This window comes from Corynebacterium riegelii, assembly GCF_001263755.1.
GTDB lineage: Bacteria > Actinomycetota > Actinomycetes > Mycobacteriales > Mycobacteriaceae > Corynebacterium > Corynebacterium riegelii.
This window is the reverse complement of the sequence record NZ_CP012342.1, coordinates 368,411-388,242: the sequence shown is the minus strand read 5'-3', so window position 1 is coordinate 388,242 and position 19,832 is coordinate 368,411. Positions and strand designations below refer to the sequence as shown.

Sequence of the window (19,832 nt, the reverse complement as noted above, 5' to 3'; positions counted from 1 at the left end):
TCTAGCGTCCTGTGGAGAAATCGGTGGGATCAATATCCGCGTCCAGCGCGTCCCACATAACGCGGCCCGAATCGGGGCGCGCCTCCATGTCTTCTTCCAAATGTTTGCGCCGCACCGCTTCTTTTTCGTACTTGCTCAGCTTCGGCGCGTCCTGGCCTGGGCGCAGCGCAACAACCACCGCACCCACCACGGCAAGCACCGCACCAAGCAGAGTCAGCAGCGGAAACGCAGTGGAGATGTCCGTGGCGGTGATCTCCGCCCACTCCGAGATCAGCTCCGTTTTCGACGCCGTGGTCTGCGCCGCATCCGCACCTGTGGTCAACAGTGCGTGCACACGCTCCGCGTCCGCTCCTCGCGCAAGCAGCATCACAGGTGCCACCGCTGCACCGACAGCGGCAATGGCGGAGATGATCGCTGTGGTGCGTCTGCCTAAGCGTCGTAAAGCAAAAGCCCCCAAAGCGCCGACAAACAGCAACAGCGCAACGGCAGTAGTCTCCGTAGACCAATCCGCGCCACGGATCTGCGCAACACCACCGCCAGAGAGGGAATCCTCATAGGTGGCGGTAATCCATGGCACGCGCGAGAACACGGCCAACAACGTGGCACCGAGCGCGATCAGGATCGCTCCAACTTTGTGCGGGGCCATCACAGCAACACATCCGCATCAAAACACGTGCGATCACCCGTATGGCACGCACCACCCGTTTGCTGCACGGTCACCAAAATCGTGTCGCCATCACAATCCAGCGCCACCGACTCCACCGCCTGCACGTTGCCGGAAGTCAAGCCCTTAATCCAGTACTCCTTGCGCGAACGCGAGTAGTACGTACCGCGGCGCGTAGCCAACGTGTGGGCCAAAGCGTGGTCATCCATCCACGCCATCATCAACACCTCGCGCGTGTCAGCCGCCTGCACAATCGCAGGCACCAAGCCATCCGCGTTGCGCTTCAGCCGCGCAGCAATGTCCGGGTCCAGCGCAAAATCTGCCGGATCGGTCAGCTCCTGAGACATCTCTTCAGACATCTAGCGCACCTCATAACCCGCATCAGCCAGCGCCTTTTTCACCTCAGCGATAGACACCTCGCCGAAGTGGAAGATCGACGCTGCGAGCACCGCATCCGCACCCGCCTCCACCGCCGGCGGGAAGTGCGCGGCGCTACCCGCACCACCAGACGCGATCACCGGAATGTTCACCGCCGCGCGGACCTCGCGCAACAGCTCAAGGTCGAAGCCTTCCTTCGTGCCGTCACCATCCATGGAGTTCAGCAGGATTTCACCAACACCCAGCTGCTCGCCGGTGCGCGCCCACTCAATGGCGTCCAGCCCAGCGGAGCGAGTGCCGCCGTGCGTGGTCACCTCAAAACCGGAAGGCGTGGGCTCTTCGCCGGAATTGGCAGGGCAACGTCGCGCATCAACGGAAAGCACAATGCACTGGGAGCCAAACTCCTGCGCCAGCTCACGCAGTAGCTCCGGGCGCGCAATCGCCGCAGTGTTCACGCTGACTTTGTCCGCACCAGCGCGCAGAAGCTCGCGCACATCATCGGCACTGCGCACACCGCCACCCACGGTCAATGGGATAAAGACCTGGTCCGCGGTCCGGCGCACAACCTCAAGCATCGTGCCGCGGCCCTCTTTAGATGCAGTGACGTCCAAAAACGTCAACTCATCTGCACCCTCTTCGCCGTAGCGCTTGGCCAACTCCACCGGGTCACCTGCGTCTTTAAGGTTTTCAAAATTCACACCCTTGACCACGCGGCCGTTATCCACGTCCAGGCAGGGAATCACTCGCACAGCTACGGTCATGGCTGCTCCTTATGTATGTGCTTAGTTATGTGTTTGCGGATATGTGCAACATGCTACTGAGCACCGTCTCATGTGCTGACGGCGCACCAACGATCGCCCCTACGCTCTCCGGCGTCCACGGCCCACCGTCCACGTCCGTAACTATCGCTCCTGCGCACCGCGCAAGCAGGACACCTGCGGCGTTGTCCCACACGTACGGGGAAAAACTCACTGCCGCCCGGTAAATACCAAGCGCCACGAAGGCCAGGTCCACGCCAACGGATCCGGAAATGCGTGGGCGCAACGGACCGTCTGCAAGCAAGCCAATCAAGGCGAGGCGAAGCGGCGCCGGGAAGCGTACCCGGTCATCCGAGCCAACCGAGCCCACGCCTACCTGTGCGGCACGCCCCTGCCCACCGGTGTCCTCCAGCGGCGGCAGTACTTCACCGTTACACACCACCGGGCCGCCTGCGCAGGCAGAAACGTGCAAGCCCAAAAGCGGCATGTCCACCACTGCCACAACCGGCTGGCCTTCCAACACAAGGGAAACCAAAATCGCACAGTTCGGGTTGCCGGCGGAGTAGTTCGACGTGCCGTCTATAGGATCGAGCACCCAGCAGGCCTCCGGGGTGAACTCCCCGCCGTTTTCTTCCCCAAAGACGTTGATGCCGGTTTCCCTGCGCAGGTGTTCACGCAGCAGCGCCTCAATTGCCAAATCAGCCTCGGTAGCAAAATCGCCCTTCCCCTTGAACAGGGCAGGCGCCGCACCCCGGTGAGCCAGCAATACCTCACGCGCCTGGGCCACAGCCTCAAGCGCAACATCCAAATAGCGCTGCATATCCGCTGTCACGGCTAGCGGGCACCTACTGCAGTAAGCGCCTCACGCAGCGTAAAGCGCTTCTCATACAGCGCCTTGCCAATGATGACAGAGTCAATGCCCTCGTCTACGTAGGAGGCAACCTGCACCACGTCCTCAATCGTGGCAATACCACCAGAGGCCGTAACAAATGCGTCCGTGGCGGCAGAGACCTCACGCAGCAGCTCCACGTTCGGGCCTGCCAGCGTGCCGTCCTTGCTCACGTCAGTGACCACGAATCGGGTGCAGCCCGCCGCATCAAAACGCTCGAGCACCTCCCACAGGTCCCCACCGTCAGAGGTCCAACCATTCCCCTTCGTCTGCCACTGCCCGTTTTCTTCACGCACCGCAAGGTCAATGGCAACCTTGTCGCCGTAGCGCGCAATGACGGATTCCATCCACTCCGGGTTCTGCAGCGCCGCCGTGCCAATGTTGACGCGCTTCGCGCCGGTTGCCAGTGCTCGCTCCAGGCTTGCGTCATCCCGAATGCCGCCGGTCAGCTCCACATTGATATCCAACTGGCGGGTGATGTCCGCCATCAGCTCATGGTTGGAGCCGCGCCCAAAGGCCGCATCTAGGTCCACAAAGTGCAGCCAAGTCGCACCTTCTTCCTGCCACCGCTTCGCAGCAGAAAGGGGGTTCCCGTAGACTTTTTCAGTTCCGGCTTCCCCCTGGTCCAGGCGAACAGCCTGGCCATTAACCACATCAACAGCTGGCAGCAGAGTAAATGTCATAGCGGCTAGTCTAACTCAGCTGTTTCACCCAGTTGCGCAGTAGCGCAAGGCCCGCATCCCCAGACTTTTCCGGGTGGAACTGGGTTGCCCACAACGGGCCGTTTTCCACAGCTGCCACAAACCGGGACTGGGCGTGCTGCGCCCACGCCACCTTGGGGTATGCAATGAAGTCGTCTTCTTGTAGTGGGAATTCCTGCGCGGCATACGAGTGCACGAAGTAGAAGCGCGCATCTGGGTCAATGCCAGCAAACATGGCGGTGTCCTCGGGCTGCTCCACAGTGTTCCACCCCATGTGAGGCAGCACTGGGGCCTCAAGCTTATCCACGCTGCCAGGCCACTCCCCCAGGCCTTTCGCCTCAACCCCGTGTTCCACACCTGTTTCAAACATGACCTGCATGCCAACGCAGATACCCAACACTGGGCGCGAACCTGCCAGGCGCTGGCCAACAATGCGCGGCCCACCTACCGCGTTCAGTCCCTGCATACAGGCCGCGAACGCACCAACGCCTGGTACGACAAGGCCCGTGGCCTCGACTGCCTCTTTGGGGTCGCGGGTGACGTTGACGCGTGCGCCGACGTGTTCAAGGGCACGCTGGGCGGAACGCAGGTTTCCGGCGCCATAATCTAGAAGCGCCACGGTGGGTTGGTGTGCAGACATGGGCGTTGATTTTAGCGCGTCGGCCCAACACAGCCTTAACGCTTCGGCCTTCTGCGCCTCGGTACCTGTACGGATTTGAGGCGAACCGCAAGGTTGTTCACTTCCACCACACGGTAGCGGCCCAGCTGCCTATCCAGCAGGGTCACAGCGAGGCCCACCAGGATCACCCCTGCAGCGATGCCAAACATCGGTGCAAAGCTCATGCCCACCAGCATCATGCCGTAGACGGTGGAGCCAATGCCTGTACCGCTGTCAAAGGAGATATTCCAGATGGCAGACGCTTGGGATGCCTTGGAGCGCGGCAGACGGTAGAACATCATGGTCAATGCCTCATTCTGGGCGGCACCGAAGCCAAGGCCGTAGAAGATCACCGCGAACGCCACCGTCCACACTGGCAGACCCATGACCAAGATCACCGCGGTCATAAACACGCCAAGTGCGGCACAAACCTGGAACGGGATGAGCACACTGCCGGGTTGGCCGGTACGGTCCGTGACTCGTCCGGCGTAGTAGCGGGAGCCCATCGCCGCCAGATTGAGCAGACCCAGCATTACTCCGCCAAGAGCTGCGCCGCGGGCGGCGTCCAGATCACGCATTGCAGCTGGCAGGAAGTTTGTAATCGCGCCGTAGGCGGTGGTGATAAACATCAGCGCCAGGGCAGGCACCAGCACGAGGTGCCAGGTTGGCACGCGGATCACGTTGGGGGTGATGTGTTCTTCCACACTCGGCGGAATGGTTGGGATCAGTACTGCAGAAAACAGTGCAACCAAACCAACGGAGGCCCCGATGGCAAACACACCGTTGTAGCCAACCACGTCCACCAGCCCCAGGCCCAGCGGCAGAGCTACCATTTGCGACGCCCCGACGAACAGCCCCAACGTTCCCGTCGCACGCCCAAGCAAGCGCAGTGGCACAAGCTCTGCAATAATCGCAGCCTCTGCCACAGACAGTGCGCCGAAGCCGACACCACGGATTGCACTGACTGTCAGCAACACGCCGGGCTCCATGCCCAGCATGTAGCCAAACGCTGGGCCGCCAAGCAGGAAGGCGGAAACCACCATGACCACGCGGAACCCAAACTTCCGCAACAGCCATGGTGTGAAGATCTGCGTGATCACGGTAAAGAGCATGAACACGCCGGTACTCAACCCCGCCAGCGATTCCGCCCCACCAGCATCAAGTACTGCCGTGGGAACGACGGGCAGCAGCAGCGACCACGCGCCAAAGGCAGCGGCGACGGCAACCAGGACGGCTAGCATGCCTCGGGCTCGCCACACCGATGTCACACCACTTACTTCCTCTGGTGTTAACGGCCTGCGCGCCCTTGCGAAAGCGCCCATCAACGCCACTACCCCGCTCCCTTCTGGTTGCCCTTCTGGTTGTTCGCTTTTCAGTTACATGTTGGATTCTAGAGGTGGGCCCTAGAGGGCACCTTTTGTGGAAGGGATACCGCTAATCTTCGGGTCCGCTTCGGCCGCCTGACGGATAGCGCGGGCCACCGCTTTGTACTCAGCTTCCGTGATGTGGTGGGGGTCCCGACCGTAGCGCACGTTTACATGCAGGGTGACCGCGGAGTTCAACGCCAGCGTTTCAAAAAAGTGCCGGTTGATCACGGTGGCATAGTGGCCGCCGATGATCTGCCAGTCCATGTTTTCCGGCTCACCATTCATGACAAAGTAGGGCCTGCCGGAGAAATCCACGACTGCCTCGACCAGCGTTTCGTCCATAGGAAGCAGCATCGAGCCGAAGCGGCGAATGCCTGCCTTGTTCCCAATCGCCTCTGCAAGCGCGCGGCCCAGCACAATGGCGGTGTCTTCCACTGTGTGGTGCGCGTCAATGTGGGTGTCACCCTTCGCAGTCACGGTCAAGTCAAACGCGCCGTGGGTGCCAAAGGCGTTCAACATATGGTCAAAAAACGGCAGACCGGTATCTACATTGCACTTGCCGGTGCCGTCCAGGTTGATCTCTACCGTGATGTCCGACTCACTTGTCGTACGCGTTGCGCGCCCGATACGCGGCGCGTTCACTCCCCCATCAGCCATTGATAATCTCCTTCGCTGCCTGCAAAAATGCGTCATTTTCCGTGTCCAGACCAATGGTGACACGCAGACGGTGCGGCACACCAACGTCTCGAATCAGCACCCCGCGGTCCAAGAACTGCTGCCACGCAGAAGCAGCGTCCTCGAAGTGGCCGAAGAAAACGAAGTTCGACTCGCTCGGCACCACGTCATAGCCCATAGCAAGAAGCTCCGCCTGCACTCGCTCGCGCTCACGCGACAGCTTCTCCACTGTTGCCAACGTGTCGTCGGCATGCTTCAGCGCCACCGTCGCCGCAGCCTGGGACAGCACCGAGAGGTGGTAGGGCAAACGCACCAGCATCACGGCCTCCACAAATGCGGGGTCCGCCACGAAGTAGCCCAGACGGCCACCAGCAAAGTCGAACGCCTTGCTCATCGTGCGGCTGACTACAAGCTTCTCCGGGTACGCAGCCAGCAGCGTACACGCGGATGGGGAAGGCGAAAACTCTGCATACGCTTCGTCCACAATCACAATGCCCGGCGCGGCCTGGATGATGCGCTCGATGTCTGCGATATCCGTGACGTCACCGGTCGGGTTGTTCGGGGTGGTGACAAAGACAACGTCCGGCTGGTGTTCAGCGATTGCGGCAAGGGCCCCATCCATGTCAATGCGGAAGTCTTCACCACGAGGCACGCCGATAAATTCCGTCTGGGTGCCAGCGCACAGGATTGGGTGCATGGAGTAGCTGGGAACAAAGCCCATGGCGCTGCGGCCCGGTCCGCCGAAGGCTTGCAGAAGTTGCTGGAGCACCTCGTTGGAGCCGTTTGCTGCCCAAACGTGCTCGCGGGTAACTGCTACCCCGGTCTGCGTGGTCACGTATGCCGCTAGTGCGTCGCGCAGCACGACCGCGTCGCGCTCCGGGTAGCGGTTGAGCCCACGTGCCACCTTTTGTACCTCTGCAACCAGATCCGCAATCAGCGCATCTGATGGCGGGTAGGGGTTCTCGTTGGTGTTGAGGGCTACGGCAACATCCAGTTGCGGTGCGCCGTAGGCATGTTTGCCACGCAGCTCCTCGCGCAGCGGGAGCTTGTCTAGAGACGCCATGTGTTTTAGTCCTCCATCCTTGCGGCGATTGCTTCGCCGTGTGCGGGCAGCTGCTCGTCTTTGGCCAGCGCAATGATGTGGTGGCCAATGTCCTGCATGGCTGCCTTGTCGTACTCAATCAGGTTGACTGGGCGCAAGAATGTGTGCGTGCTCAACCCAGCGTTGAAGCGTGCGGTACCAGAGGTTGGCAGGACGTGGTTGGAGCCTGCAGCATAGTCGCCCAGCGGTACTGGCGAGTAGGGGCCGATGAAGATTGCGCCTGCGTTGGTGATGCGCTGCGCCACCTCACGTGCGTTTGCGGTGTGGATCTCCAGGTGCTCAGCGGCGTACGCGTTGGCTACGGCAATGCCCTGCTCCATGTCACGCACCAGCACCACACCAGACTGCTTGCCCCCAAGTGCGGAGGCCGCGCGATCCGCGTTGAGGGTCTGTGCGCTGAAGCGTTCCACCTTGTCCACAACTTCTTGCGCAAAGGTTTCGGAATCCGTGATCAGCACGCTCGCAGCGTTCTCGTCGTGCTCAGCCTGCGAAATCAGGTCTAAGGCGACGTAGGTGGAGTTCGCACCAGCGTCTGCAAGCACCGCGATCTCACTCGGGCCAGCCTCGGCATCAATACCAACAACGCCATTGACCAGGCGCTTGGCCGCCGCAACAAAGATGTTGCCCGGGCCGGTAATCATGTCTACCGGCTCAAGCTCATATGCGTCATCGCCATAGGCCATCAGGGCCACCGCCTGCGCGCCGCCGACTGCCCAGACCTCGTCTACGCCCAGCAGCTTGCAGGCAGCCAGGATCGTCGGATGCGGCCAACCACCAAAGTCTGCCTGCGGCGGGGTGCACACCACCATGGACTCCGCGCCGGCTTCCTGGGCAGGGATCACGTTCATCAACACGCTGGATGGATAGACCGCCTTGCCACCCGGCACGTACAGGCCCACACGTGCAACCGGCAGGAACGTCTCCGTCACCGTCGCACCATCTGCCAGCGTGGTGGTGTGCGCGGCAGGCTTTTGCTCCGCGTGTACCTTGCGAATGCGCCCGATCGCTTCCTTCAAGGCGGCGCGCAGCTCAGGCGTCAGACCAGCCTCGGCCGCGTCGATGACATCGGCCGGCACCCGCACGGATGTTGGGCGCACATGGTCAAACTGCTCGCCATAGGCAAGCGCGCGCTCAGCGCCTTCTTCACGAACGGCCTCAACAATCGGCGCCACCGTTGGCAGCACAGAGGCAACATCAACGCCACCGCGCGGCATGAGGCGGCGCAGCTGAGAAGTAGTTGGAGTTTGGTCCCGGAGATCGGTCACGTGCAGCATTTGTCTAAGTCTATCCCTGTCAGCAGCGCCGCGGGCCTAAACTCACCCACATGGGTAGGCATAGGCGAGCGCGAGGGCGATTAGAGGACGGCCGAATTGATGAGCCGCTGGCAGAAGTCACCCTCGAACGCGTCGCCGAAGCGTTTTCCAGTCTGGGGTTGGAAGCGCTGTCTCGCCCCGATCGGGCGGTGGTCGGTCTACCCGCAGCAACAATAACGGTGTGGATCTCCTATCAGCGGCCGCAGACGCTGGTGGTTGATGCGGTAGATCGCATTCCTACAGCTTTTGAGGCTGCACCTGCCCTTTCCCGGTGGTGTAACCAGTGGAACCGCGATCAGTTGGGGCCGGTTGCGTCGTGCCGGCTCACAGATGCTGGTGATTTCCGGGTCCGTCTACGCGGCGCAATCCCCACCCGTTACGGACTGAGTGATTCGCAGTTACTGACCTTCCTCGCCCATTACTACGGCCAGCTGCAGTCGTTTTCCACGCAGCTGCGAGCCCACACCTTGCCCATTGGTTTTGATACCCCCTTGCCGCCGGCACTGATGCGTGCGCAGGATCACCAGGCGTTGGTCAGGGAGCCTTTGCTTATCGACGCCCCATTGCACGCCCCCGACATCTACACCGCCACCCCCACACCCGTGTTTGCCCAGCCTGTGGACTTGGTGGCGCTCAAAGAATCGCTGGAGGCGCTTGATTTTTCTTATGCGGTGACCGACGGAGTGATCGCAACCGGGGTGAACGGGGTGACATTTGCGCTGATGGTGGACGCGGGCACACACATCCGCGTGGCGTCCATGTGGGATACCGGGCTGAGTGAGGATTCTGACTTCTTCAGCACGTGGCTTGCCTGCAACGATGTCGCCGAGCGAGCATTGGGCATCAGCGTGTACCTGCACGAAGATTTAGACACGCTCCACGTGCAAGCTGAGGCATCGTTGCTTATAGAGGATGGCTTAAGTGATCAGCAGCGCGACAACTTTGTCATCACCGCAATCCTGTCCTGCCTGGGCGCAATCGATCGTGCGAGCGTGATTATTTCTGGGGCTACGCATGTTCAGTGGCCGCCAAGTACGCAATAACGTTGCGCAGCCAGTAGATGATTGCCGCAACAGTCGGCGCGACAACCCACACCGCAGGCGTAGTCAGCGGCGGCGCAATACGGGTGGCATCACTGCGATGCAGCATCATGGACATCACGTCACCCACCGCGATCACCGCAAACGTCGCCGCCACGGCAACTACGATCAGCCACACCAGGTAGCCGACGCGTTTGTGCTGGTGCCACGCAAGCGTAGACAGCAATACGCCAATGACGGCGGTGATGACGCTGAGCCAGCCAACCGTGCCAAAGAAAGCGTTCGGATCACTGGCAACCTGATCAACCACCCCCGAAGCGTCAATCACCAAGGCGGGGCGCAGCAGCCCCCACGCCACCCCACCGACAATGCCAAACCCCAGCCCGGCAAGCAACAGCCCGGCGGCACTACCAATGGCTGGGGAAATACGCGGCATACTGCTGCTACTGCGGCGCTGCGGCTTGCTTAGTTCTTGCACACCTTCCACTTGCCGTCTTCCTTAGCAAAGAGCTGCACGCTCTCATTCTCACCGGCGTTGGACTTGCTGTGCACGGTGGCGGAAGCGCGGTCACCATCGACGCGGACGTCAGAGACGGTGATTTCAGAGCGCGGAATATCAAAGGCGCCGCCCTGGGCTTCCTGCTGCTCCATGATCTGCTCAACCATCTCAAGCGTCAGACCCTGGCTTTCAAACTGCTCCATCGCAGGCTCACGAACGTCAGCGCAAGAGTTGTCCAAGATCACGCGAGTCCACTTGGCAAAGGACTCAGGGTTGCTGATCTTGGTCACAACCTCTTCCATTTCCTTGCGCTCCGCCTCGGTGCCCTCACGGCCACCTGCCAGCGGTTCAAATTCTGGTGACTCCAGCCCGTCCTCAAGCGGGTTGATCAGGGTTGGAATCGCCTGATCTTCCTGCCTGCCTTCGTCCTTCTTCTCTCCCCCGTTGTTCTTCTTCTCCGCGCTGGTGGTCGGCTTCGACTCAGACGCCTTCGACTCTCCGCCTTCGGCGGAAGGTTCTTCAGCGACAGTGTTCTCCCCCGCCTCATTGGCAGCGCCCTGCGCAGTCGCCGCAGTGGAAAGACCGCCACCAGCGGTGGTTTCAGAATCAGAGCCGCACGCGGTGAGCGTGCAGGACATTACGACTGCTGCGGCGGCCACTGCGACAGACTTCTTCGAAGCAAAGGGAAGCGTCACGGAACTAATCTCTCCTCAAATTTGGACTACATCCAGTTGAAAATACTTCGGACTATTCTAACAGCGTCAAGCTGGGCTTATTGTCCAACAGCCTTGTAAGCCCTCTGAATCCTTTCTGTGAGTACAGTGGACAACTATGCAACTCACCGGCGCATCAATCACCGAGGCGGCGCTTGACATTCTGCGCCAATACGGGCTGGCGGATGTCACCATGCGCCGCGTTGCCACCTCTCTCGGCGTCGCCCCTGGCGCGTTGTACTGGCACATTGCCAACAAACAGGCGCTCATCGCATCCTTGGCAGAAGCGATTGTTGCCCCAGTTTTGGCCCCCGGAACGGACGATCCTGAAGCATTGTGCGCCCTACTTTATTCATGCGCGCTGGATATTCGGGACGGTGCTGAGGTTGTTGTCACTGCCCTCGGTTACCCGCATGCGTCCCTTGGCACAGCACTGACACAGCGCTTTGAAGAGGTGGTTGAGGCGAGGGTGGGCAACGTGGCGTCGATAAGCAACAAGCGCGCTGCAGCGAGCGGACTGCTGCACATGACTCTGGGGGCAGCCGCCGTGGAACAGGCAGGGGCCCAGCTTGCACAGCTAACGGGTGAGTCAGCCACACGCAGCGAGCACGATCATGCAACGGCTGTTCGACTGCTGCTCAACGGCTTGTGTACGCCGCGCGTATGATCGACCGACATGACTGAAACCATCAACCAGCCCTCCGGCACCCCCGAGACACCGGAGACCTGGCCAGGGTCCGCGTACCCGCTGGGCTCGACGTATGACGGGGCGGGCACCAACTTTGCACTTTTCTCCAGTGTTGCCACCAAGGTTGAGCTTTGTCTGATTGACCAGGACATGCAGGAAACCCGGGTCCCGCTGGAAGAGGTAGATAACCACGTCTGGCACGCCTATCTCCCCGGCGTTTCCCCGGGCCAGCGCTACGGCTACCGCGTCCACGGCCCATGGGACCCGGAAAACGGCAAACGCTGCGACCCGAACAAGCTGTTGGTCGACCCGTATGCGCGCGCGTTTGACGGGGAGTTTGACCAGCACTCCGCCCTGTTTTCCTACGACGTACACGCAGACAACCCGGGCACTGGCCGCAACGAGGAAGACTCGCTCGGCCACACCATGCTTTCTGTGGTGATCAACCCATTTTTTGATTGGGGCGATGACCGCTCCCCCAACATCCCGGATGAGGAAAGCGTGATTTATGAGTGCCATGTCAAGGGCATGACACAGCTGCACCCGGAGATTCCGGAAAACCTGCGCGGCACCTATGCCGGCATGGCACACCCGGCGATGGTGGAATACCTCACGGACCTTGGCGTAACCGCCATCGAGTTGCTGCCAGTGCACCAGTTTCTTCAGGACGATCGCTTGCGCGACCTGGGACTGCGCAACTACTGGGGCTACAACACGTTTGGCTTCTTCGCGCCTGAAAACCATTACGCCTCCTCCGACAAGCCGGGCGATGCGGTAGCTGAGTTCAAGCAGATGGTGCGTGCCTACCACGAGGCGGGCATTGAGGTGATCCTGGATGTGGTGTACAACCACACCGCTGAGGGCAACCACATGGGCCCGACCATCGCGTTTCGCGGCATTGATAATGAGGCCTACTACCGCCTGGTGGACGGGGATCGCTTCCACTACATGGACTACACCGGCACCGGTAACTCGCTGAATGTGCGCGACCCGCACTCGCTGCAGCTGATCATGGATTCGCTGCGCTACTGGGTCACTGAGATGCACGTGGACGGGTTCCGCTTTGACCTGGCTTCCACCCTGGCGCGTGAGTTTTCTGACGTGGACCGCCTAGCCACGTTTTTTGACCTTGTGCAGCAGGATCCGATTGTCAGCCAGGTCAAGCTGATCGCAGAACCCTGGGATGTGGGTGAAAACGGCTACCAGGTTGGCAACTTCCCCGCGTTGTGGAGCGAGTGGAACGGCAAATACCGCGACACTATGCGTGACTTCTGGCGCGGTGAGGCATCCACGTTGGGCGAGTTCGCTTCCCGCCTGACTGGTTCGTCTGACCTGTACCAGCACAACGGGCGCCGCCCAACGCACTCCATTAACTTCATCACCGCACACGACGGCTTCACGCTCAATGACTTGGTCAGCTACAACGAGAAGCACAACGCGGCCAACGGTGAGGACAACCGTGATGGTGAAAGCCACAACCGCTCCTGGAACTGTGGTGTTGAGGGCCCCACGGATGACCCGGAGGTGCTGCAGCTGCGTGCACAGCAGCGCCGCAATTTCCTAACCACGCTGCTGTTATCCCAAGGCACACCGATGATTGCGCACGGCGATGAGTTCGCGCGCACTCAGAACGGCAACAACAACGTCTACTGCCAGGACAATGAGATTGCGTGGATGAACTGGGAGCTGCTGGAGGAATCCAAGGAGCTGCACGATTTCACCAAACGCCTCATTGCCATCCGTAAGGCCCACCCGGTGTTTCGCCGTCGCCGCTTCCTCAGCGGTGGCGCCTTGGGCGAGGACGTGCCGGATCGTGAGATTGCCTGGCTGACCCCGGATGGTCAGCTGATGGAGCAAAGCGACTGGGACTTCGCATTTGGCAAGGCGCTGATGGTCTACCTCAACGGTGATGCCATTACTGAGGCGGATCGTCGCGGCCGCAAGGTCAACGATGATTCGTTTGCCCTGCTGTTTAATGCCCACTTTGAGGACATTGAGTTCACGGTGCCGCCGCAGCAGTTCGGCGCCAAGTGGGAGATGTTGATTGATACCACTGAGCCGCTTGGATACCCCGAGGAGAAAACGGTGGTTGCGGCAGGCGATACGGTAGTGGTTCCGGCGCGTGCCACGCTGGTGCTTAAACAGGTCGAATCCCCGGTGAGGTAGATACAACATGTTTGCAGTCCACGGTGCTCGGGTGACGGTAACTAACCGTGAGGTGGTGATTTCGCCGACAGTGCTTGAAGCGTCCCTGCGCGGTAACTCCGCGGATCGTGTGATCCCGCTTGCAGAGATCACGGGCATGACCGCGTTTGAAGGCGATGCGTGGTCGCCTAGCTCTTTGGAGCTTTTGCTTGGTAGCGGCGCGCTGACCCTTCACTTCTACCCCACCGAGCCTGACGGCCCGAAGGCTTTGGTTGCGCTGATTGAGGCCGCTCGTCGCGGCGAGGCGCCAGAGGCTGCGGCAGTTGATGGCGCAGCTGGCATCCCGGGCCTAAGTTTTGTGGCCCTGGATGTGGAAACCGCGAACCAGCAATGGGGTTCCATCTGCCAGATCGGCATGGTGAAGGTCATTGACGGTGAGGAAGTTGACCGCGTGTCGTGGAAGTGCTGCCCGCCCAAAGGCCTTGACACGTTTGACCCGTTCAACGTGTCCATCCACGGCATTACGGCTGAAGATGTCGCTGACTGCCCGGCTGTTGGGGACATGATGGAAGATGTCGCCGCGTTTATTGGGGAGCTTCCCATGGTGGCGCACAACGCCCAGTTTGACGCCTCGGCGCTGCGCTACGCCTGCTTGGCCTCGGATGTGCCGGTGCCGCGGGTGATGTTTGCCTGCACGCTGGCGCTTGCGCGCGCCACCAAGCTTGATGTGCAAAACCACCGCCTGCCAACCCTGGCAGAGCATTTCAACGTTGCGCTGGATAATCACCACGACGCGGCAGCTGACGCCGCCGCCTGCGCGGGCATTCTGAACGGGCTTGCCCGGGGTGCTGGATACGAGGGCAGTCTCATGGGCTTTGTCCACGGCGCTGGGTTTGCGTTGGGTTCGATTGATCAGGACCGGGTGACCCCGGTGCTCAGGGACCGCTCTGGGGCAACGAGGGCGCTTCAGGCTAAGGCTGCCGAGGAAGGTTCGATGGCCGCGGTGGTGGATGCTGTAGTTGAGCCTGAGGGCAACAACCAGAATGTGGATGATGCCCCGAAGCGTAAGCGCCGGCCTGCTCCGTGGGATGCGGTGGCTACCCCGGATACGATCCCGGAGCCGGATGCGAAGGCGGACCCGAACTCCCCGCTCTATGGGGAGAACGTCACCCTGACGGGTGACTTCGAGCCCTTTGACAAGGGTGAGTTGTGGGCCGGCATCGCCGCGCACGGCGGCCAGGTGGGCAAGAACGTAACCAAGAAGACCACGATCTTGGTTGCTGGCGAGTGGGCGACGATGACGTCGAAGGAAAAGCGTGCCCGTGAGCTGCAGGAAAAGGGCCAGGAGATCCAAATCTGGACTGCGGCTCAGCTCTTGGAGGCGCTTGGTTACGACGAGTAGCAAAAGTTTTTCCCGGCGTAAGGGAACCGGGGCGGGTGTTTCGCGGTCTAATACATATGCAGACAACACTTTTAGGCCACCGTTCCGTATCCCCTATCAACCACCAACTCTTTCCCCGGCTTGCCCGGCGCGACCCGCATGAGACAAGTAGCGCCAAGGCGTGGATGACGCCCGGCTTTGGCGCGTCGACCGCGTTTGTGAGCCTGTCGCCTGGCCTGGTGTGCGCCTTCGAGGGGCCCAATGGTGATGTACTCACCCACCAGGAGGTCGGTGAGCTGGGTTTCAGCCCGCACCAGGCGTGGAATGCTGCGGCCCAGTCGTTGCGGGCAACGGCGATTACGGCTTCCGGTGTGCAGTTTTTCTCCCGCCCTGCGTCCGTCACGCTTGGTGCGCATGCTCCGCGCGGCGTGGAGGTCCGCGGTGATCTGCACACCGCGGCTGCCTGGTGTGCGCACCCGTTGACGTTTGGCATGTTGCACGCGCACTTTTCTTCGGTATTGAGCCCAACGCGGGATCTGGTGTTCTTCTCACGAGATCAGCGTGAGCTGTTTGTCTTTGATGCGGATCAATTTGATGTCGCTCGCGCCTTGGGGCACGAGGGTGTGCTGTTATTCTCGCTCGGGTTTCCGCTGCTTGCCCGCACTCGCGTTTCGTTGGCGTAGCCGATGGGCTGTGCGGCGCTAGGGTTGTCTGCATGCGCCGGCCTATTACTTCTACGTACCGTTTGCAGCTTCGTGGTCCCCATGCGGACCCGGATGGCAGGGCGTTTGGTTTTGCCGAAGCCGCCCGTGAGGTGCCATATCTTCGTGACCTTGGAGTGTCGCACCTCTACCTGTCCCCCATTTTCACCGCGGTGCCCGACTCCAACCACAACTACGACGTGGTTGACCCCACCACGATCAACCCGGAGCTCGGTGGCATTGAGGGGTTACGTGAGTTAGCTCGCGTCGCCCACGAGAGCGGCCTTGGCCTGATCCTGGACATCGTGCCGAACCACCTGGGTGTGGAAAACCCGAGGATGAACCGGTGGTTCTGGGATGTGCTGAAGCACGGCCGGGATTCTGAGTTTGAGTGCTACTTCGACATTGATTGGCATGAGGACAACGGCGCCGGCGGCAAGATGGGCATGCCGGTTCTGGCCAAGGAGGGCGATGAGGACAAGCTTGAGCTGGTCCACCTGCCCGCCGAGGCGTTTCCCGAAGGTGCCGCGCCCGATGGCGAGGTGGTGCTGAAGTACTTCGACTCCTACTTCCCCGTTATGCCAGGGAGCTTTGCTTCGCTTGACGACGATGTGTTGGACGTCTACCAGCGCCAACCCTACAAACTCATGTACTGGCGCGACGGCGTGATCTCGTACCGCCGCTTCTTTTCCGTCAACGGACTGGCGGGTGTGCGCCAGGAGGACCCGCTGGTCTTTGAGCGCACGCACCGTTTACTTCGCCAGCTGATCGCGGAAGACCTCATCGACGGCGTGCGCGTGGACCACCCGGATGGTCTTGCAGATCCCTTTGATTACCTCACCCGCCTGCGTGATTTGATCGGCCCGGACCGCTGGCTGGTGGTGGAGAAAATCCTGGAGGTCACCGAACCGCTAGATCCCCGTCTGCAGGTGGACGGCACCACGGGTTATGACGCCATGCGTGAGCTCGACGGCGTGTTTGTGAACCAGTCCGCCGAGGACGCACTTTCCGTCTTGGCCATGCAGCACACCGGGTCCACGTGGGATGAGGCAGCCCTGCACGCCGCGGAGCCACAACTCAAGCGCAGGGTGGCCACCTACGAGCTTGCCGCAGAGGTACGCAGGCTGGCGCGCGCGATCCGCCGTGACAACTTCTCCACCGCCGGCAATGACGTCAGCGACGAGGACCTCATAGACACCGTGGTGGAACTGATGTCCGCCATCCCTGTCTACCGCGCGGACTACCGCTCCTTGTCGCGCATCCTGTCCACCGTGATCGCAGAGATGGCTGTAGCCCAGCCTGACCGCGTGGACGCACTGAACTTGATCTCTGCCGCCATGCTGGCCAGAGGTGAGGCAGAAACCCGCTTCGCCCAAGTCAGCGGCGCCGTGATGGCCAAGGGCGTGGAAGACACCTTGTACTACCGCGCAAGCCGCCTTGTAGCCCTCCAAGAGGTCGGCGGCGCACCGGGGCGTTTCGGGGTGAGCGCGGCGGAGTTCCACCTGCTGCAGCAGGAGCGCGCACACTTGTGGCCGAAGGCGATGACCTCGCTGACCACGCACGACACCAAACGCAGCGAGGACACCCGCGCCCGCATGCTGGAGATTTCCGAGGTTGACGCAGCCTTTGGCGAGCTCACCCGAAGCGTGTTTGCGCTGGTGCCCCCGCCGGATACGTTCACCGGTCATTTCTTGCTGCAGAACGTGTTGGGCATCTGGCCGGCAGACGGCAACTTCAGCGATTCCTTGCGCTCACGTCTGCATGAGTACGCACTGAAGGCGATACGTGAGGCCGGGGTCAACACCACCTGGCTGGATCGTGAGGATGATTATGAGAGCGCCATCGTCGCCTGGATCGATGCGCTGATTGATGGTCCTGCGACTGCAGACATCGCACGCGTTGCTCGCGATCTCCACCGCGGTGGTGTGGTGGTCTCGCTTGGCCGCAAGGCGCTGCAGCTAGCAGGCGCCGGCGTGGCCGATACGTACCAGGGCCAGGAGCTCTTCGACTACTCCCTGGTTGATCCGGATAACAGGCGGTTTGTGGATTACAGCGAACGGGCGCACATACTGGCTAGCTACCGCGAAGCCCGCGCAGACGATGACTTTGATGCAGCAGCGTTTATCGGTGATGTGACCAGCCCCGAAGGTGCCGACCGCGCGAAATTGCTCACCACCACCGAAGGCCTGCACCTGCGACTGGAGTACCCGGCGCTGTTTACGGCAGGTGACCACCAGGCAGTTTTTGCAGTCGGTGAGGCCCACGATTGCCTGATCGGCCTTGCGCGTGGGGACGCCGCTGGCCCAAGTGTCATCGCCCTTGCCACCCGCACCCCGCTTGGCCTTGAGGCTCGCGGCGGCTGGGGTAATACCACGGTTCGGCTGCCCGAAGGCGAGTGGACGGATCGTTTCACCGGCAAGGTCTATACGGGCTGCACGGACGTTGCAGACCTGTTTGAAGTCTTGCCTACTGCCCTGTTGGTTTCTTCCCAGCTCACCCAGACGGGACGTGTATAGCCGTGCCTAAACAAGACAACACCATTGCCCGGCTCGGCTCCACATACGCGGAGTGGGTCAAGGCCAACCCGGAGATTGCCACCCACTTTCGCGACGCGCTGCATGAGCTCATGTCTGATGCCGGCATCACCTTTGACCGGGTGGACGTGCGGGTGAAAACGTGGCCGTCGCTCAAAGAAAAAGCCCGCAAGAAAAACGACAAGGGCGAGTTTGTCTACCCGGACCCGTGGAATGACATCAAGGACATCATCGGGGCGCGCGTGACAGTCCTGCACTCAACTGAGATCCCGGCTGTGCAGCGCCTGTTGGCCGACCAGTTTGAGGTATTACGCAGCGTAAACAAGGCGGAGGAAACGCGCGTCTCTGGCGGCTTCGGCTACGGTTCGCACCACCTGCAGGTGCGCGTTACGGAAGCCTCGGAAGGCCTTGAGGATTACATCGGCACCGTCTTTGAGGTTCAGATCCGCACCGTGCTGCAGCACGCTTGGGCGGAGTTTGAGCATGACATTCGCTACAAGCGCGCGGCGGAGGCACGCACGGATCCACAGGTGGACCGCGCCTTTACCCTTGCTGCGGGGCTTATTGAGCTGGCTGATCAGCAGTTTGACCAGATCGCCAGCATCTCCGGCAACCAGGAGCAAACAACCCCGGCAGATGCATCCGACACCACTGCAGAACTCACCCCGGAAACCCTGCCCGGAATTCTCACGATCTACCTGGGCTCGCAGTACCCGCTCTCGCGCGCCAACACGTACCGCTTCCTCAATGAGCTACTGCGCACCCACGGTATTGAGCGTGCTGACCAGCTGGCGGAGCTGCTCAACCCCGCTGACGTTGAGGCGGTCTTGCACTCCATCAAAAGCCCGTTTACCCCGGGCCAGGTGCGCATTGTGGATGACGTGTTGCTCAACCGCTTCGGTACCGAGCACATCGAGCGCACGTGGGATGCTGGCAACCGCCCGCGGGAGCGCAAGCTTCGACTGACACGACGTCTGGCCAAGCTGCGCAGCTAGCGGCCACAGTTAGCGTCCGCGGCCAAGCAGCCTGTCGGTTTCGCGGCGTTCCTTCTTGGTTGGCCTCCCCGCGCCACGGTCGCGCTTCGGCATGGAGGCAAAAATATCCATCGGCGGTGGCGGCGGGGACACGTCCACGTAGCATTGGCGCGCAATCGGGGCGCCGACGCGTTTTCGCACGGTGGCGGTGACGTCGAACTCCATGTAGCGGTGGTCTTTCCACACGCGCACGTGATCGCCCGGCACTACTTGTGCTGCGGCTTTCACCGCCTCCCCGTTGAGTTTCACGTGCCCGGCGCGCACAGCCTCGGCTGCTTGGCTGCGGGTTTTGAAGATGCGTACGGCCCACAGCCAGACGTCGATACGCACGGCGGAGCTTGCAGGCTGAGTCACTGCTTAGTAGTGATCCTTTGTGTTAACAATCTGCTGGACCTTGTTCCAGTTCACGTAGCCGCCAACAACGGCAACGACGAAGCCGAGCACAAGCACGGTCCAGCTTCCTGCAAGCAGGCCAAGCACAATGCCGCCTGCGACACCGCCGCCGGCCCAGAGGACTGCGTTGCGGGAGTAGGTACGCACGGCTTGCTTGCGTGCTTCGATGGGGTTGTTCGGTCGTGGCTGCAGCGTCATG

At 61.3% G+C, this 19,832-nt stretch carries 21 protein-coding genes; 7 read left to right on the top strand and 14 right to left on the bottom strand.

Going from position 1 to position 19,832, the window contains the following annotated elements:
• Position 1 precedes the first annotated feature (1 nt).
• The 10 genes from AK829_RS01835 to hisD form a co-directional block, all read right to left on the bottom strand.
• Positions 2-646 carry a TIGR02234 family membrane protein gene (locus tag AK829_RS01835; protein ID WP_052203736.1) on the bottom strand — a complete coding sequence of 215 codons (645 nt, stop codon included), beginning with the start codon at positions 644-646 and terminating at the stop codon, positions 2-4.
• Positions 646-1,023 (bottom strand): phosphoribosyl-AMP cyclohydrolase, encoded by a 378-nt coding sequence (gene hisI / locus AK829_RS01830; protein WP_052203734.1) that lies wholly within the window; start codon positions 1,021-1,023, stop codon positions 646-648. The genes AK829_RS01835 and hisI overlap by 1 nt, the downstream gene beginning before the upstream one ends.
• On the bottom strand, positions 1,024-1,803 hold the full coding sequence (gene hisF, locus AK829_RS01825; protein ID WP_052203732.1) for an imidazole glycerol phosphate synthase subunit HisF: 780 nt from the start codon (positions 1,801-1,803) through the stop codon (positions 1,024-1,026).
• A 25-nt stretch (positions 1,804-1,828) separates the two neighbouring features.
• Complete coding sequence (locus AK829_RS01820) at positions 1,829-2,632, bottom strand: inositol monophosphatase family protein (protein ID WP_232305765.1); 804 nt, start codon at positions 2,630-2,632, stop codon at positions 1,829-1,831.
• 2 nt (positions 2,633-2,634) lie between these two features.
• Positions 2,635-3,372, bottom strand: coding sequence for a bifunctional 1-(5-phosphoribosyl)-5-((5-phosphoribosylamino)methylideneamino)imidazole-4-carboxamide isomerase/phosphoribosylanthranilate isomerase PriA (gene priA, locus AK829_RS01815; RefSeq protein WP_052203730.1), 738 nt, complete (start codon positions 3,370-3,372; stop codon positions 2,635-2,637).
• A 10-nt stretch (positions 3,373-3,382) separates the two neighbouring features.
• Positions 3,383-4,030 carry an imidazole glycerol phosphate synthase subunit HisH gene (gene hisH / locus AK829_RS01810; RefSeq protein ID WP_052203728.1) on the bottom strand — a complete coding sequence of 216 codons (648 nt, stop codon included), beginning with the start codon at positions 4,028-4,030 and terminating at the stop codon, positions 3,383-3,385.
• A 35-nt stretch (positions 4,031-4,065) separates the two neighbouring features.
• The gene (locus AK829_RS01805) at positions 4,066-5,289 is read right to left on the bottom strand and encodes an MFS transporter (protein WP_232305764.1); all 1,224 of its coding nucleotides are present in this window, start codon (positions 5,287-5,289) and stop codon (positions 4,066-4,068) included.
• Positions 5,290-5,451: 162 nt separating this feature from the next.
• On the bottom strand, positions 5,452-6,072 hold the full coding sequence (hisB, locus tag AK829_RS01800; protein WP_052203726.1) for an imidazoleglycerol-phosphate dehydratase HisB: 621 nt from the start codon (positions 6,070-6,072) through the stop codon (positions 5,452-5,454).
• Positions 6,065-7,153 (bottom strand): histidinol-phosphate transaminase, encoded by a 1,089-nt coding sequence (locus tag AK829_RS01795; protein WP_052203724.1) that lies wholly within the window; start codon positions 7,151-7,153, stop codon positions 6,065-6,067. The genes hisB and AK829_RS01795 overlap by 8 nt, the downstream gene beginning before the upstream one ends.
• Before the next feature lie 5 nt (positions 7,154-7,158).
• Positions 7,159-8,466, bottom strand: coding sequence for a histidinol dehydrogenase (gene hisD / locus AK829_RS01790; RefSeq protein ID WP_052203722.1), 1,308 nt, complete (start codon positions 8,464-8,466; stop codon positions 7,159-7,161).
• Positions 8,467-8,516: 50 nt separating this feature from the next.
• On the opposite strand from hisD, the gene AK829_RS01785 reads away from it, so the two are divergent.
• Entirely contained in the window at positions 8,517-9,548 is a 1,032-nt protein-coding gene (locus AK829_RS01785) for a YbjN domain-containing protein (protein ID WP_083439708.1), read from the top strand.
• Here the strand turns inward: AK829_RS01785 and AK829_RS01780 are convergent.
• Complete coding sequence (locus tag AK829_RS01780; RefSeq protein ID WP_157045274.1) at positions 9,514-10,032, bottom strand: hypothetical protein; 519 nt, start codon at positions 10,030-10,032, stop codon at positions 9,514-9,516. The genes AK829_RS01785 and AK829_RS01780 overlap by 35 nt on opposite strands.
• Positions 10,011-10,739: a hypothetical protein gene (locus tag AK829_RS01775; protein WP_157045273.1), complete on the bottom strand. Its 729-nt coding sequence runs from the start codon at positions 10,737-10,739 to the stop codon at positions 10,011-10,013. Before AK829_RS01775 ends, AK829_RS01780 begins: the two co-directional genes overlap by 22 nt.
• Before the next feature lie 136 nt (positions 10,740-10,875).
• Between AK829_RS01775 and AK829_RS01770 the strand changes: the two genes are divergently transcribed.
• From AK829_RS01770 to AK829_RS01745, 6 genes are read left to right on the top strand one after another with little or no spacing between them, the layout of a single operon-like run.
• The gene (locus AK829_RS01770) at positions 10,876-11,424 is read left to right on the top strand and encodes a TetR family transcriptional regulator (protein WP_052203714.1); all 549 of its coding nucleotides are present in this window, start codon (positions 10,876-10,878) and stop codon (positions 11,422-11,424) included.
• A gap of 9 nt (positions 11,425-11,433) precedes the next feature.
• Positions 11,434-13,611: a glycogen debranching protein GlgX gene (gene glgX / locus AK829_RS01765; RefSeq protein ID WP_052203712.1), complete on the top strand. Its 2,178-nt coding sequence runs from the start codon at positions 11,434-11,436 to the stop codon at positions 13,609-13,611.
• Positions 13,612-13,618: 7 nt separating this feature from the next.
• Positions 13,619-14,992: an exonuclease domain-containing protein gene (locus tag AK829_RS01760; RefSeq protein WP_052203710.1), complete on the top strand. Its 1,374-nt coding sequence runs from the start codon at positions 13,619-13,621 to the stop codon at positions 14,990-14,992.
• Positions 14,993-15,048: 56 nt separating this feature from the next.
• The gene (locus AK829_RS01755) at positions 15,049-15,654 is read left to right on the top strand and encodes a hypothetical protein (protein ID WP_141738227.1); all 606 of its coding nucleotides are present in this window, start codon (positions 15,049-15,051) and stop codon (positions 15,652-15,654) included.
• A 32-nt stretch (positions 15,655-15,686) separates the two neighbouring features.
• A complete protein-coding gene (gene treY, locus AK829_RS01750; protein ID WP_052203706.1) occupies positions 15,687-18,188 on the top strand; it encodes a malto-oligosyltrehalose synthase in 2,502 nt (833 codons plus the stop codon).
• Positions 18,189-18,190: 2 nt separating this feature from the next.
• Complete coding sequence (locus AK829_RS01745) at positions 18,191-19,201, top strand: GTP pyrophosphokinase (protein WP_052203704.1); 1,011 nt, start codon at positions 18,191-18,193, stop codon at positions 19,199-19,201.
• Positions 19,202-19,210: 9 nt separating this feature from the next.
• Here AK829_RS01745 and AK829_RS01740 read toward each other — a convergent pair whose 3' ends face one another.
• Positions 19,211-19,594 (bottom strand): RNA-binding S4 domain-containing protein, encoded by a 384-nt coding sequence (locus tag AK829_RS01740; RefSeq protein WP_052203702.1) that lies wholly within the window; start codon positions 19,592-19,594, stop codon positions 19,211-19,213.
• A gap of 3 nt (positions 19,595-19,597) precedes the next feature.
• Positions 19,598-19,831: a hypothetical protein gene (locus AK829_RS01735; protein ID WP_052203701.1), complete on the bottom strand. Its 234-nt coding sequence runs from the start codon at positions 19,829-19,831 to the stop codon at positions 19,598-19,600.
• Position 19,832: the final 1 nt, after the last annotated feature.

Coding starts and splice junctions, on each gene's coding strand:
- glgX (WP_052203712.1), top strand. CDS start 11,434: ATGACTGAAACCATCAACCAGCCCTCCGGCACCCCCGAGACACCGGAG.
- hisD (WP_052203722.1), bottom strand. CDS start 8,466: ATGCTGCACGTGACCGATCTCCGGGACCAAACTCCAACTACTTCTCAG.
- AK829_RS01835 (WP_052203736.1), bottom strand. CDS start 646: ATGGCCCCGCACAAAGTTGGAGCGATCCTGATCGCGCTCGGTGCCACG.
- hisH (WP_052203728.1), bottom strand. CDS start 4,030: ATGTCTGCACACCAACCCACCGTGGCGCTTCTAGATTATGGCGCCGGA.
- AK829_RS01755 (WP_141738227.1), top strand. CDS start 15,049: ATGCAGACAACACTTTTAGGCCACCGTTCCGTATCCCCTATCAACCAC.
- treY (WP_052203706.1), top strand. CDS start 15,687: ATGCGCCGGCCTATTACTTCTACGTACCGTTTGCAGCTTCGTGGTCCC.
- AK829_RS01805 (WP_232305764.1), bottom strand. CDS start 5,289: ATGCTAGCCGTCCTGGTTGCCGTCGCCGCTGCCTTTGGCGCGTGGTCG.
- AK829_RS01785 (WP_083439708.1), top strand. CDS start 8,517: ATGGGTAGGCATAGGCGAGCGCGAGGGCGATTAGAGGACGGCCGAATT.
- AK829_RS01770 (WP_052203714.1), top strand. CDS start 10,876: ATGCAACTCACCGGCGCATCAATCACCGAGGCGGCGCTTGACATTCTG.
- AK829_RS01735 (WP_052203701.1), bottom strand. CDS start 19,831: ATGACGCTGCAGCCACGACCGAACAACCCCATCGAAGCACGCAAGCAA.
- hisB (WP_052203726.1), bottom strand. CDS start 6,072: ATGGCTGATGGGGGAGTGAACGCGCCGCGTATCGGGCGCGCAACGCGT.
- AK829_RS01795 (WP_052203724.1), bottom strand. CDS start 7,153: ATGGCGTCTCTAGACAAGCTCCCGCTGCGCGAGGAGCTGCGTGGCAAA.
- AK829_RS01760 (WP_052203710.1), top strand. CDS start 13,619: ATGTTTGCAGTCCACGGTGCTCGGGTGACGGTAACTAACCGTGAGGTG.
- priA (WP_052203730.1), bottom strand. CDS start 3,372: ATGACATTTACTCTGCTGCCAGCTGTTGATGTGGTTAATGGCCAGGCT.
- hisF (WP_052203732.1), bottom strand. CDS start 1,803: ATGACCGTAGCTGTGCGAGTGATTCCCTGCCTGGACGTGGATAACGGC.
- hisI (WP_052203734.1), bottom strand. CDS start 1,023: ATGTCTGAAGAGATGTCTCAGGAGCTGACCGATCCGGCAGATTTTGCG.